Origin of the sequence: Burkholderia sp. BDU5 (assembly GCF_001522845.1) — a bacterium.
In the GTDB taxonomy this organism is placed as follows: Bacteria; Pseudomonadota; Gammaproteobacteria; order Burkholderiales; family Burkholderiaceae; genus Burkholderia; species Burkholderia mayonis.
Genome location: NZ_LOWC01000109.1, coordinates 59096 through 71604 on the forward strand (window position 1 = coordinate 59096; position 12509 = coordinate 71604).

Sequence of the window (12509 nt, forward strand, 5' to 3'; positions counted from 1 at the left end):
GCGCACGGCCGATACGGCGCCAAATTCTTCCTTACAACATCCTAATATTCAGGTCGATAATCGTTGCTATACTTCGCGGCGATGCAAGGTTATGCCCGCTTGCGGCCACAAGCGCGCCGAATAGCCTCCGAATACAGGGATACTCATGGAGAAGCAATCTGAGCCGCCGCGCGAGCCGCAAACGCGGGAACCGCACCTGCGCAGCGTCCGGCTGACGAGCGATTTCAGCCTGCCGAAGCTTTCGGCGATCGAGATCGGCAGCTACCTCCTCGCCCTCGTCGGCCTGTGGCTCGTCCTGCACCTGAGGCTGCTCGGCGGCCTCTTGGCCGGCCTCCTCGTCTATCAGCTCGTCCACATGATCGCGCCCGCGATCGAACGCCACATGTCGAGCCAGCGCGCGCGCTGGGTCGCGGTCGTGCTGCTGTCGGCGGCGATCGTCGGCGGGCTCGCGGGCCTCACGATCGCGGTCATCGAGCATTTCGAGCACACCGTGCCGAACGCGCAGAACCTGCTCGGCCAGGTGATGCAGATCATCGATCAGGCGCGCATGCGCACGCCCGAGTGGATCTCGAACCTGCTGCCCGTCGACGCCGAGCAGATGCGCACGAAGGCCGCGGGCCTGATGAACAAGCACATGGATCAGCTGCAGCAAGGCGGCAAGAGCGTCGCGCGCGGGTTCGGGCACGTGCTGTTCGGGATGATCATCGGCGCGATGATCGCGATCGGCGTCGATCGCCACAAGCAGCGCCAGCCGCTGTCGACCGCGCTCGTCACGCGGATCTCGCGCTTCTCCGACTCGTTCCGCCGGATCGTCTTCGCGCAGATCAAGATTTCGGCGCTCAACGCGTTCTTCACGGCGCTCTACCTGCTCGTCGCGCTACCGATCTTCCATCAGCGGCTGCCGCTGTCGAAGACGCTCGTGCTCGTCACGTTCATCGCGGGCCTCCTGCCCGTGGTCGGCAATCTGATCTCGAACACGCTGATCGTCGCGGTGTCGCTGTCGGTCAGCATGGGCACCGCGATCGCGTCGCTCGTGTTCCTCGTCGTGATCCACAAGCTCGAATACTTCCTGAACGCGAAGATCATCGGCGGCCAGATCGAATCGCGCGCGTGGGAGCTGCTGCTCGCGATGCTCGTGATGGAAGCCGCGTTCGGCGTGCCCGGCGTGATCGCCGCGCCGATCTTCTATGCGTACATCAAGCGCGAGCTGATCTATCTGCGACTCATCTGAGCGCCGCGCGCCGCCGCCCGTCCGCGGGATCTCGCGCCGCCGCATTCCCTAGCAAAAAGAAAGGCCGCGTCCGTCGCCGGACCCGGCCTTCGTTCGTTTCGTTGCGCCGCCGCCCGCCGCCGCGCCTCGCGCGCCGGCCGAGCGGAAAACACGCGCGCGGCTTAGCAGCCTAGCGGAACACCACCGTCTTCGTGCCGTTCAGCACGATCCGGTGCTCGACGTGCCACTTGACCGCGCGCGCGAGCGTCACGCATTCGACGTCGCGGCCGACGGCCGTCAGCTCGTCCGGCGTCATGCTGTGATCGACGCGCTCGACTTCCTGCTCGATGATCGGGCCTTCGTCGAGATCGGTCGTCACATAGTGCGCGGTCGCGCCGATCAGCTTCACGCCGCGATCGAACGCCTGGTAGTACGGCTTCGCGCCCTTGAAGCTCGGCAGGAACGAGTGGTGGATGTTGATCGCGCGGCCGGCGAGCTGCTCGCACATGTTCGGCGACAGGATCTGCATATAGCGCGCGAGCACGACGAGATCGGCCGAATGCTCGTCGATCACCTCGAGCACGCGCGCCTCCTGCGCGGCCTTCGCGTCGGCCGACGCGCCCGCAGCGAGCGGGAAGTGATGGAACGGGATGTCGTAGCTCGCGGCGAGCTGATAGAAATCCTTGTGATTCGACACGATCGCCGAGATCTCGATCGGAAGCTGGCCGGTGCGGTAGCGGAACAACAGGTCGTTCAGGCAGTGGCCGATCTTCGACACGAGGATCACGACGCGCGGCTTCACCGACGCGTCGTGCAGTTCCCAGCGCATCGCGAACTGCTCGGCGAGCGGCGCGAACTCGGCGCGCAGGCCGTCGAGCGCGGTCGCGGCGCCGGCGCCGCTCGTCTGCTCGAAATGCACGCGCATGAAGAATTCGCCGGTGCGGCTGTCGCCGAATTGCGCCGAATCGACGATGTTGCTGCCGCGCTCGAGCAGGAAGCCCGAGACCGCGTGAACGATGCCGCGCCGGTCCGGGCACGACAGTTTCAGGATAAAGCTGTGATCGGCCGACATGACCGCTACTCCCTTTTCTAATCTTCTGAACAATGGATTCGATTCGCGCTCAGCAAAACGGCGGCGGCGGCGCGAACAGCGCGTCGAGCCCGCGCGCGTCGTCGGGCGGGATCGCGCGGTGGCGCAGCAGGCTGTCGAGCATCGCGAGGCTCGCATCGACGGTGGCTTCGCCCGCGCGCAGCCATGCGACCACCTCGTCGACGCCGGCGAGCAGGTGCTCGGCGACTTCGCCGTCCTGGTTGTGAGGCGCGAAATCGCCCGGCAGCGGCAAGTCGTAGATGAAAATCTGCTCGGCCTGCGTGCCTTCCGGCAGCGAGCACAGCACGTGCGCGATGCGGCCGGGAATCGCGCGCGCGGCGAGGTCGGCCGGAATGCCCGCTTCTTCCCAGCATTCCTTCGCGATCGTGTCCTCGATCCCGAGTCCCCAGCCGATGCCGCCCGCGACGACGTTGTCGAGCATGCCCGGATCGGTCGCCTTGGTCGCGCTGCGGCGGCCGAGCCACATCCGAAGCGGCGCCGAAGGCGCATATTCTACGATGCCGTTCAGATGCACCGCGTACGTCATCGTACCGAAGAAGCGCGACGCCGCCCGCTCGATGTACGCGAGCGGCGGATCGTCGAAGCGGTTGCGGATCGCATAGATCTCGTCGCGCCAGCCGACGATCGCGCCTTCCGCCGCGAGCGCGCCGATCGGGCTCGCGAGCGCCATGCTGCGTGCGTCGACGCTGTCGTAGCGCGCGCAAAGCTCGACGCATCCCGCCGGAAAATCGAACACGTCGGGCCAGCGCGCAAGGCGTGCGACGTCGTCGCGGCGCAGCCAGCCGACCTGCCGGCCGGCGATCCGGAACGGCAGGTGCGCGAACGCGTCGAAGTGGCGCGCGGCGGCGATGCACGGAAACGTCATCGCAATCTCCGTCAGTCCTTCAGCGCGACGCGCAGGCCGAGCGCGATGAACGTCGCGCCCGCGAACCGGTCGAGCCACACGCCGACGCGCGGCCGGCGCTTGAGCCACACGCCGATCACGCCCGCGCCGACGCCGAACACCGAGAACACGACGGCCGTCTGCGCCATGAAGAGCGCGCCCAGCTCGAGCATCTGCAGCGCGACGGGTTGCGCGCCGTGCGGATCGACGAATTGCGGCAGGAACACGACGAAGAAGAGCGTTACCTTCGGATTCAGCAGATTGCCGATCACGCTCTGGCGGAAGATCGTCGACAGCGGCTGCGGCGCGCGCTCGTGCGCGGTCGCGAGGCCCTTGCTGCGCAGCGCCTTGACGCCGATCCAGATCAGGTACGCGCCGCCCGCGAGCTTGAGCAGCTGGAACGCGACGGGCGACGAGCGCAGCAGCGCGGCGACGCCGAACGCGGCGAGCGTCGTGTGAAACAGCACGCCCGACGCGAAGCCGAGCGCCGCGACGATGCCGGCCGCGCGGCCTTGCGAGATGCCGCGCGCGAGCACTTGCAGGTTGTCGGGGCCGGGCGCGACGGTGATCGCGATCGACGTGGCGAGGAACAGCATGAAGTTGGGCATCGCGGGCTCGCTTGAATCGGCGGACAAGTGGACTGACGCTGAATGAAACCTGAACCGGGGGACGGACGACGCGCGGCGGCGCGCCGCGCTCAGTGTCCGGGAAATTCGGTGACCGTATAAAGCGGCAGGCCCGCCTGGCGCAGCAGCGCCGAGCCGCCGAGATCCGGCAGGTCGACGATCGCCGCGCCTTCGACGACGACCGCGCCGAGCCGCTCGAGCAGGTTCTTGCCCGCCATCATCGTGCCGCCCGTCGCGATCAGGTCGTCGACGATGACGACGCGGTCGCCCGGCCGGCAAGCGTCCTCGTGGATCTCGACGGTCGCCGTGCCGTACTCGAGCGCGTACGACTCGCGCTGCGTCTTGTGCGGCAGCTTGCCGACCTTGCGGATCGGCACGAAGCCGACGGAAAGCTCGTACGCGACGATCGGCGCGATGATGAAGCCGCGCGCATCGAGGCCGGCGACGTAATCGAGCTTCGCATCGACGTAGCGCTCGACGAACAGATCGACGAGCACGCGCAGCGCCTTCGCGCTCTGCAGCAGCGGCGTGATGTCGCGGAACATCACGCCCGGCTGCGGCCAGTTCGGCACCGTGCGGATGCGGCTGTGAATGAACTCGACGGGATCGAGCTGCGCGTCCGACGACGTGGACATCATGAAAATCTCCGAAAAAAACGGCGCCGAATCACGCGCTGTTCGTCGATCGCTCGACAACCCAAAAAAATCAGCGGCCGCACGATATCACGCCGCCACGGTCGATCCGCCGTCGCGCCGGTGCCGCGACAGCCGCTCCTCGGCCTCCGCGAGCGCTTCCGGCAGCCCGCGCAGCACGACGATGTCGCTCGCGCGCAGCTTCGTCTCGGGGTCGGGCTCGACGCCGCGAATCCCGTGGCGGCGGATCGCCGTCACCTCGAGGCCGAGCGCGAACAGCCCCAGCTCGGCGAGCGAGCGGCCGACCGCGTCCGCGCGCGCGTCGACGGGCACCGATTGTAGCCGCACCTGCTCGTGATCGTCGTCGTCCGCGTCGTCGGCGCCGCGGAAATAGCCGCGCAGCAGGCTGTAGCGCGCGTCGCGCATCTCCTCGACGCGCCGCACGACGCGCCGCATCGGCACGCCCATCAGCACGAGCGTGTGCGACGCGAGCATCAGGCTCCCCTCGACGATCTCCGGAATCACCTCGGTCGCGCCCGCGGCGAGCAGCTTCTCGAGGTCGGCGTCGTCGACGGTGCGCACGATCGCGGGCAGCGTCGGCTCGAGCTCGTGCACGTTGTGCAGCACGCGCAGCGCGGACGGCGTGTTCGCGTAGGTGATCGCGACGGCCGCCGCGCGGTGGATGCCCGCCGCGAGCAGCGACTCGCGGCGCGCGGCGTCGCCGAACACGACCGATTCGCCCGCCGCCGCGGCCGCCGTCACACGGTCCGGATCGAGGTCGAGCGCGACGTACGAGATTCCTTCCTGTTCGAGCATCCGCGCGAGGTTCTGCCCGGCGCGGCCGTAGCCGCAGATGATCACGTGGCCCTTCTGCTTGATGCTCTGCGTCGCGATCCGCGTCATCTGCAGCGACTGCTGCATCCATTCGGCCGACGACAGCCGCATCGCGATCCGGTCGGCGTTCTGGATCAGGAACGGCGCGGCGAGCATCGACAGCAGCATCGACGCGAGGATCGACTGCAAGAGCGTCGCGTCGACGAGATGCCGGTCGAGGATCAGGTTCAGCAGCACGAAGCCGAATTCGCCCGCCTGCGCGAGCCCGAGGCCCGTGCGCATCGCGACGCCAGGCGTCGCGCCGAACGCGCGCGCGAGCCCCGTGATCATCACGCTCTTCAGCAGCACCTGGCCGGCGAAGAAGCCGAACACGAGGAACGGATGCCGCCAGATCACGCTCGGATCGAGCAGCATCCCGGTCGTCACGAAGAAGAGGCCGAGCAGCACGTCGCGAAACGGCTTGATGTCCTCCTCGACCTGATGCCGGTACGGCGTCTCGGAGATCAGCATCCCGGCGATGAACGCGCCGAGCGCGAGCGACAGGCCGAAGCGATCGGTGATGAACGCGGCGCCGAGCGTGACGAGCAGGAGGTTCAGCACGAACAGCTCCTGCGAGCGCCGCCGCGCGACGACGTTCAGCCACCGCGTCATGAAGCGCTGGCCGACGATCAGGAGCAGCGCGAGCGCGACGACGATCTTCACCGCCGCGAACCCGAGCGACATCACGAGATCCTTCGACGACTCGCCGCCGAACGCGGCGATCACGATGAGGAGCGGCACGACGGCGAGATCCTGGAACAGCAGCACGCCGAAGATGTTGCGGCCGTGCTCGGTTTCGATCTCGAGCCGCTCGGCGAGCATCTTCGAGACGATCGCCGTCGACGACATCGCGAGCGCGCCGCCGAGCGCGACGCTGCCTTCCCACGTGATGTGCATCCAGCGCTCGAAGAGCGCGCCCAGCAGCAGCGCGATCGCGATCGTGCCAAGCACCTGCGCGAGCCCGAGCCCGAACACGAGCCGGCGCATCGCGCGCAGCTTCGACAGCGAGAACTCGAGGCCGATCGAGAACATCAGGAATACGACGCCGAACTCGGCGAGATGCTCGGCCCGTTCGAGGTCGGCCGCGAAGCCAAGCGCGTGCGGGCCGACGACGATGCCGACCGTCAGATAGCCGAGCATCGGCGGCAGGTTCAGCGAACGGAACACGACGACGCCCGCCACCGAGGCAAGCAGCAGCAGAAGCGTCATTTCGAGCGGGGAAATCACGGGCGAAGCGTCCTCGTTCGTCGTCGGCGCCGCATGACGGACGCCGGGTTGGGCCGGGAGAATACTCGGGAAGGTGGGCGCAAGGGGCCCGGCGCGGCGAACAAACGCCTTTGCTATACTCCGCGCATGATAGCGAAAATCAATGATGATCGGGCGCTCGCGCTCGCCCGCGACGTGCTCGACATCGAGGCGAACGCCGTGCGCGCGCTCGCCGATCAGCTCGACGGCGAGTTCGTCGCCGCGGTCGGGCTGCTTCTGAATTGCAGCGGCCGCGTCGTCGTATCCGGGATCGGCAAATCGGGGCACATCGCCCGCAAGATCGCCGCGACGCTCGCCAGCACCGGCACTCCCGCGTTCTTCGTCCACCCCGCCGAGGCAAGCCACGGCGATCTCGGCATGGTCACGAAGGACGATGTGTTCGTCGCGATCTCGCACTCAGGCGAATCGGAGGAACTCGTCGCGATCCTGCCGCTCATCAAGCGGCTCGGCGCGAAGCTGATCGCGATGACGGGCCGCCCGGCATCGAGCCTCGCGACGCTGTCCGACGTCCATCTGAACGCGGGCGTCGCGAAGGAAGCATGCCCGCTGAACCTCGCGCCGACGGCGAGCACGACGGCCGCGCTTGCGCTCGGCGACGCGCTCGCCGTCGCGGTGCTCGACGCGCGCGGCTTCGGCTCGGAGGATTTCGCGCGCTCGCATCCGGGCGGCGCGCTCGGCCGGCGCCTCCTCACGTACGTACGCGACGTGATGCGCATGGGCGACGAGGTGCCCGCCGTCCCGCTCGACGCGACGCTGTCCGACGCCCTCTTCCAGATCACCGCGAAGCGGATGGGAATGACGGCCGTCGTCGACGAAGCGGGCCGCGTGGCCGGCATTTTCACCGACGGCGACCTGCGGCGCGTGCTCGAGCGCGACGGCGATTTCCGCCGTCTGCCGATCGTCGACGTGATGACGCGCAACCCGCGCACGATCGCGCCGGACCATCTCGCCGTCGAAGCGGTGGAACTGATGGAACGCCACCGGATCAACCAGATGCTCGTCGTCGACGACAAGGGCGCGCTGATCGGCGCGCTCAACATGCACGATCTGTTCTCGAAGAAGGTGATTTGATGTCCGCGTCCCCTGTCACGGCGGCCGAACGCGCGAGCCGCGTGAAGCTGATGATTTTCGACGTCGACGGCGTGTTGACCGACGGCGGCCTCCATTTCACCGCGACGGGCGACACGATGAAGTCGTTCAACACGCTCGACGGCCACGGCGTGAAGCTCCTCGGCGAAGCGGGAATCGCGACCGCGATCGTCACCGGCCGCCGCTCGGACGCGGTCGCCGCGCGCGCGAAGGAAATGCGGATCGCGCATCTGCATCAGGGCGTCGAGAACAAGCTGGCCGTGTTCGGCGAACTGCTGCGCACGCTCGGCCTCGAAGCCGGGCAGTGCGGCTACATGGGCGACGACTGGCCGGACCTCGCGGTGATGCTGCGCTGTGGCTTCGCCGCCGCGCCGGCGAACGCGCATCCGGACGTGATCGCGCGCGCGCACTGGGTCGCCGAGGCCCGTGGCGGTCATGGCGCGGTGCGCGAAGTGTGCGACGCGGTGCTGCGCGCGCAGCACCGCTACGACGCGCTGCTTGCAGCCGCCTGCGGAGCCTGACCGAATGGACGGCAAATTCCGGCTGACATCGATGATCCCGCTCGTCGCGATGGCGGCGCTCGCGGGCGGCACGTACTGGCTGCTGCAGGCAACGCTGCCGCCGCCCGGTGAGAGCGTCGTGCGTCCGAAGTCGCACGCGCCCGACTATTTCGCGGATAACTTTTCCGTCACCGAGCTCGACCAGACGGGCTCCACCCAGTACCGGCTGACGGCCGCGGGCCTCGTCCATTACGAAGACGACGAGACGAGCGACCTGACGCAGCCTGCGCTGCGCGCGTTCCAGCCCGGCAAGCCGACCGTGACCGCAACCGCGAAGCGCGGCACGGTCAACGGCGACGTGTCGATCGTCGATTTGTATGACGAAGCGCGGATCCTGCGCGCGGCGGGCGGCACCGACCCGCAGATGCAGGCGGACTCCGAGCATTTCCGGGTGTTGGTCAACGACGATGTGATCGAGACCGAAAAGCCGGTTAAACTTCAGCGCGGCCTGTCGATCGCGAACGCCGCCGCCGGGATGAAGTACAACAACGTCACCCGAGTCATCGAACTCTACGGCAACGTGCGCGGCACGATCGCCGCTTCCGACGCGTCCGGCGGCGCTCCAGGCCAACCCAAGTAACTCACCACGCGGGACTGCATGAACGAATCGTTCCCTTGTTTATTTCAGAGCGGTGCACGCCGCGTCGTCCGCGCCGCACTCGCGGCGGCGCTCGTCGCGATGCCGCTCGCGGGCGTCGCGCCCGCGGCCCATGCCGAAAAGGCCGACCGCGACAAGCCGATCAACGTCGAAGCGGACAACCTGACCTATGACGACCTGAAGCAGGTCACGGTCGCGACGGGCAACGTCGTCATCACGAAGGGCACGATCCTGATCAAGGGCGACCGCGTCGAGGTGCGCCAGGATCCGCAGGGCTACCAGTACGCGACCGCGACGGCGAGCGGCAAGAAGCACGCGTCGTTCCGCCAGAAGCGCGAAGGCCTCGACGAATACGTCGACGGCGACGCCGAGCGGATCGACTACGACGGCAAGCAGGATCTGACCACGCTGACGACGAACGCGACCGTGCGCCGCCTGCAGGGTCTGTCCACCGTCGCCGACACGGTCCACGGCAGCGTGATCACGTATGACGGCCAGCGCGACTTCTACACCGCGCGCGGCGGCAAGGACGTCGCCGGGCCGGGCAATCCGGGCGGCCGCGTGCGCGCGATGCTGACGCCGAAGAACAGCGGCCCCGCGCCGCTGTCCGGCAGTCCGGCTCAACTCGCGCCGTCGAACAACATCCAGGGGACACCGAACCCGTGAACGCGCTCCCCAATCGCCAGCCGGCCGGCACGTCGAGCTCGCTCGTCGTGCGCAACCTGAAGAAGCGCTACGGCACGCGCACCGTCGTCAAGGACGTGTCGCTCGACGTGAAGAGCGGCGAGGTCGTCGGCCTGCTCGGCCCGAACGGCGCCGGCAAGACGACGTCGTTCTACATGATCGTCGGCCTCGTGCCGCTCGACGCGGGCGACATCTCGCTGAACGGCAGCCCGATCAGCCTGATGCCGATCCACAAGCGCGCGTCGCTCGGCCTGTCGTATCTGCCGCAGGAAGCGTCGGTGTTCCGCAAGCTGACCGTCGAGGAGAACATCCGCGCGGTGCTTGAGCTGCAGCACGACGACAACGGCAAGCGGCTGTCGAAGGACGAAATCGGCGCGCGCGCGGAAGCACTGCTCGAAGAGCTGCAGATCGCGCATCTGCGCGAGAATCCGGCGCTGTCGCTGTCGGGCGGCGAGCGCCGCCGCGTCGAGATCGCGCGCGCGCTCGCGAGCAACCCGAGCTTCATCCTGCTCGACGAGCCGTTCGCGGGCGTCGACCCGATCGCGGTGCTCGAGATCCAGAAGATCGTGAAGTTCCTCAAGCAACGCAACATCGGCGTGCTGATCACCGATCACAACGTGCGCGAGACGCTCGGCATCTGCGATCACGCATACATCATCAGCGACGGATCGGTCCTCGCGTCCGGCGCCCCGAAGGACATCATCGAAAACGAAAGCGTACGGCGCGTCTACCTCGGCGAGCACTTCCGCATGTAAGCGGCGCGGGACACGATCCCGCCGCCGCCCTTTCCCCGGCGCGACCCGCGCCCTCGCTCCGCACGCCCGGCTCGCGCCGCTCGTGCGCATTCGCGCGCCAAGCGTCATTCCGGATGCCTCAACGCGCCGCCCTCGTGGCAAACTTCCGGTACGACTCCCTTTTTGCCATGAAAGCCAGCCTCCAACTCCGCCTGTCGCAGCATCTCGCGCTCACCCCCCAGCTTCAGCAGTCGATCCGGCTGCTGCAGCTGTCGACGCTCGAACTGCAGCAGGAAGTCGCGATGGCGGTCGCGCAGAATCCGCTTCTCGAAAACGAAGACGACTGGATCGCGAGCCCGCTGCGCGTTGCGGCCGACGGCTCAGTGATCGCGCAGACGCCCGCATCGTCGGCGCCCGAGCCGATGCAGGGCGCATCGAACGGCACGAGTGCGACGAATGAGCGCACCGAGCGCACCGAGCGCGACGAGCCTGCGGGCGTCGACGAATACGACAGCTATTCGGCCGACAGCGGCGATGCGAGCCAGTGGAACCTCGACGACTTCGGCCGCTCGCCCTCCGCCTCGGACGACGACGATCTGCCGCCGATGCAGATCCACGAAACGGCGACGTCGCTGCGCGACCATCTCGCCGCGCAACTGCGCGTCACGCAAGCGAGCCCGCGCGATCGCGCGCTCGTGATGTTCCTGATCGAATCGCTCGACGACGACGGCTACCTGACCGCGTCGCTCGAAGAAGTCCTCGCCGATCTGCCGCCGGAGCTCGAGGTCGACCTCGACGAACTGAACGCGGCGCTCGCGCTGCTGCACAGCTTCGATCCGGCAGGCGTCGGCGCACGCTCCCCGTCCGAGTGCCTGAAGTTGCAATTGCTGCGGCTGGATCCGTCCCCGACGCGCGCGCTCGCACTCGACATCGTGTCACAGCATCTCGAGCTGCTCGCCGCGCGCGATTTCACGCGCCTGCGCAAGCAACTGAAGGCATCCGACGACGAGCTGCGCGATGCGCACGCGCTCATCCGCTCGCTCGAGCCGTTCCCCGGCGCGGCGTACGGCAAAGCCGAAGCGGATTACGTGGTGCCCGACATCATCGTGAAGAAGACGGGTCAGAACTGGCAGGCGGAACTCAACCCGGAAGTCGTCCCGCGGCTGCGGATCAACCATCTGTACGCGAACATCCTGCGCAATAGCCGGGGCGATCCGAGCGCGGGTTCGCTCAAGCAGCAACTGCAGGAAGCGCGCTGGCTGATCAAGAATATTCAGCAGCGATTCGAGACGATCCTGCGCGTCGCGCAAGCGATTGTCGAACGTCAGAAGAATTTTTTCGCGCACGGCGAAATTGCGATGCGCCCCTTGGTTTTGCGGGAAATAGCTGATACGCTGGGCCTACACGAGTCGACTGTCTCCCGTGTGACAACCGGCAAGTACATGCTGACCCCGTTCGGCACACTTGAATTTAAGTACTTCTTCGGATCGCACGTTTCGACAGACACCGGAGGTGCCGCGTCGTCGACGGCAATCCGCGCCCTCATCAAACAACTGATAGGAGCCGAAGACCCCAAATCCCCTCTTTCGGATAGTCGCATAGCCGAACTGCTAGCGGAACAAGGGTTCGTGGTCGCGCGCCGCACGGTTGCCAAATATCGCGAAGCCCTCAAGATCCCGGCGGTAAATCTGCGCAAGTCTCTGTAGCCCGTCGCCACGCGGTGGGCGTTTTCCGGCCGCCGCATCGTCGACGGCAAAGTCGGCCGACCGATCCGCTCGCTGCGGCGAGCGTCGGCAAACGAAATCGGCAGGCGCTGCCGCCTCTATGCGGAAGGTGGTCATTAGCTTGGAGAAGCACTATGAACCTGAAGATCAGTGGACACCATCTCGAAGTCACACCTGCTATCCGCGAATACGTGATCACCAAGCTCGACAGGGTGCTACGGCATAGCGATCAGGTCATCGATGGCGCTGTGATCCTCACGGTCGACAATCACAAGGAGAAGGACAAGCGGCAAAAGGCGGAAATCACGCTGCATCTGAAGGGCAAGGATATCTTCGTCGAAAGCGCGAATGGCGATATGTACGCCGCGATCGATCTGCTGATCGACAAGCTCGACCGGCAAGTCGTCAAGCACATGGAGCGTCTACAAACGCACGCGCACGAGCCGATCAAGCACCATCAGGTGGCCGAGCAAATCGAACTTCCGCCGCAATGAGCCGTGGCGCGGCAGCGCTGGCCGA

General features: G+C 67.1%; 13 protein-coding genes. 8 read left to right on the forward strand and 5 right to left on the reverse strand.

The window, feature by feature from the left end; genetic code table 11:
* Positions 1-145: 145 nt before the first annotated feature.
* Entirely contained in the window at positions 146-1231 is a 1086-nt protein-coding gene (locus tag WS69_RS16310; protein WP_059471763.1) for an AI-2E family transporter, read from the forward strand.
* Positions 1232-1400: 169 nt separating this feature from the next.
* Here the strand turns inward: WS69_RS16310 and purU are convergent, their stop codons facing one another.
* The 5 genes from purU to WS69_RS16335 all read right to left on the reverse strand — a co-directional run bounded on the left by purU (position 1401) and on the right by WS69_RS16335 (position 6562).
* The gene (gene purU / locus WS69_RS16315; RefSeq protein WP_059471764.1) at positions 1401-2282 is read right to left on the reverse strand and encodes a formyltetrahydrofolate deformylase; all 882 of its coding nucleotides are present in this window, start codon (positions 2280-2282) and stop codon (positions 1401-1403) included.
* Positions 2283-2331: 49 nt separating this feature from the next.
* Complete coding sequence (locus WS69_RS16320; RefSeq protein WP_059471765.1) at positions 2332-3186, reverse strand: NUDIX hydrolase; 855 nt, start codon at positions 3184-3186, stop codon at positions 2332-2334.
* A gap of 11 nt (positions 3187-3197) precedes the next feature.
* Positions 3198-3812, reverse strand: a complete 615-nt coding sequence (locus WS69_RS16325) for a LysE family translocator (RefSeq protein ID WP_059471766.1) — start codon at positions 3810-3812, stop codon at positions 3198-3200.
* Between the two features lie 89 nt (positions 3813-3901).
* On the reverse strand, positions 3902-4468 hold the full coding sequence (locus WS69_RS16330; protein WP_059471975.1) for an adenine phosphoribosyltransferase: 567 nt from the start codon (positions 4466-4468) through the stop codon (positions 3902-3904).
* Between the two features lie 84 nt (positions 4469-4552).
* Positions 4553-6562, reverse strand: a complete 2010-nt coding sequence (locus tag WS69_RS16335; protein WP_059471767.1) for a monovalent cation:proton antiporter family protein — start codon at positions 6560-6562, stop codon at positions 4553-4555.
* A 126-nt stretch (positions 6563-6688) separates the two neighbouring features.
* Between WS69_RS16335 and kdsD the strand changes: the two genes are divergently transcribed.
* The 7 genes from kdsD (at position 6689) to hpf (ending at position 12484) form a co-directional block, all read left to right on the forward strand.
* The gene (gene kdsD, locus WS69_RS16340) at positions 6689-7672 is read left to right on the forward strand and encodes an arabinose 5-phosphate isomerase KdsD (protein WP_059471768.1); all 984 of its coding nucleotides are present in this window, start codon (positions 6689-6691) and stop codon (positions 7670-7672) included.
* The gene (locus WS69_RS16345) at positions 7672-8211 is read left to right on the forward strand and encodes a KdsC family phosphatase (RefSeq protein ID WP_059471769.1); all 540 of its coding nucleotides are present in this window, start codon (positions 7672-7674) and stop codon (positions 8209-8211) included. Before kdsD ends, WS69_RS16345 begins: the two co-directional genes overlap by 1 nt.
* Before the next feature lie 4 nt (positions 8212-8215).
* Positions 8216-8830 (forward strand): LPS export ABC transporter periplasmic protein LptC, encoded by a 615-nt coding sequence (gene lptC, locus WS69_RS16350; RefSeq protein WP_059471770.1) that lies wholly within the window; start codon positions 8216-8218, stop codon positions 8828-8830.
* A gap of 18 nt (positions 8831-8848) precedes the next feature.
* Positions 8849-9514 (forward strand): lipopolysaccharide transport periplasmic protein LptA, encoded by a 666-nt coding sequence (gene lptA, locus WS69_RS16355; protein WP_059471771.1) that lies wholly within the window; start codon positions 8849-8851, stop codon positions 9512-9514.
* Complete coding sequence (lptB, locus tag WS69_RS16360) at positions 9511-10287, forward strand: LPS export ABC transporter ATP-binding protein (protein ID WP_010113867.1); 777 nt, start codon at positions 9511-9513, stop codon at positions 10285-10287. Before lptA ends, lptB begins: the two co-directional genes overlap by 4 nt.
* Before the next feature lie 167 nt (positions 10288-10454).
* Positions 10455-11972, forward strand: coding sequence for an RNA polymerase factor sigma-54 (locus WS69_RS16365; protein ID WP_059471772.1), 1518 nt, complete (start codon positions 10455-10457; stop codon positions 11970-11972).
* A gap of 152 nt (positions 11973-12124) precedes the next feature.
* The gene (hpf, locus tag WS69_RS16370; RefSeq protein WP_010101605.1) at positions 12125-12484 is read left to right on the forward strand and encodes a ribosome hibernation-promoting factor, HPF/YfiA family; all 360 of its coding nucleotides are present in this window, start codon (positions 12125-12127) and stop codon (positions 12482-12484) included.
* Positions 12485-12509 lie beyond the last annotated feature (25 nt).

Bases quoted from the DNA above. Each gene is read 5' to 3' on its own strand.
- WS69_RS16320 (WP_059471765.1), bottom strand. From the start codon at position 3,186: ATGACGTTTCCGTGCATCGCCGCCGCGCGCCACTTCGACGCGTTCGCG.
- lptA (WP_059471771.1), top strand. From the start codon at position 8,849: ATGAACGAATCGTTCCCTTGTTTATTTCAGAGCGGTGCACGCCGCGTC.
- WS69_RS16345 (WP_059471769.1), top strand. From the start codon at position 7,672: ATGTCCGCGTCCCCTGTCACGGCGGCCGAACGCGCGAGCCGCGTGAAG.
- kdsD (WP_059471768.1), top strand. From the start codon at position 6,689: ATGATAGCGAAAATCAATGATGATCGGGCGCTCGCGCTCGCCCGCGAC.
- WS69_RS16365 (WP_059471772.1), top strand. From the start codon at position 10,455: ATGAAAGCCAGCCTCCAACTCCGCCTGTCGCAGCATCTCGCGCTCACC.
- lptC (WP_059471770.1), top strand. From the start codon at position 8,216: ATGGACGGCAAATTCCGGCTGACATCGATGATCCCGCTCGTCGCGATG.
- purU (WP_059471764.1), bottom strand. From the start codon at position 2,282: ATGTCGGCCGATCACAGCTTTATCCTGAAACTGTCGTGCCCGGACCGG.
- WS69_RS16310 (WP_059471763.1), top strand. From the start codon at position 146: ATGGAGAAGCAATCTGAGCCGCCGCGCGAGCCGCAAACGCGGGAACCG.
- WS69_RS16330 (WP_059471975.1), bottom strand. From the start codon at position 4,468: ATGATGTCCACGTCGTCGGACGCGCAGCTCGATCCCGTCGAGTTCATT.
- WS69_RS16325 (WP_059471766.1), bottom strand. From the start codon at position 3,812: ATGCCCAACTTCATGCTGTTCCTCGCCACGTCGATCGCGATCACCGTC.
- hpf (WP_010101605.1), top strand. From the start codon at position 12,125: ATGAACCTGAAGATCAGTGGACACCATCTCGAAGTCACACCTGCTATC.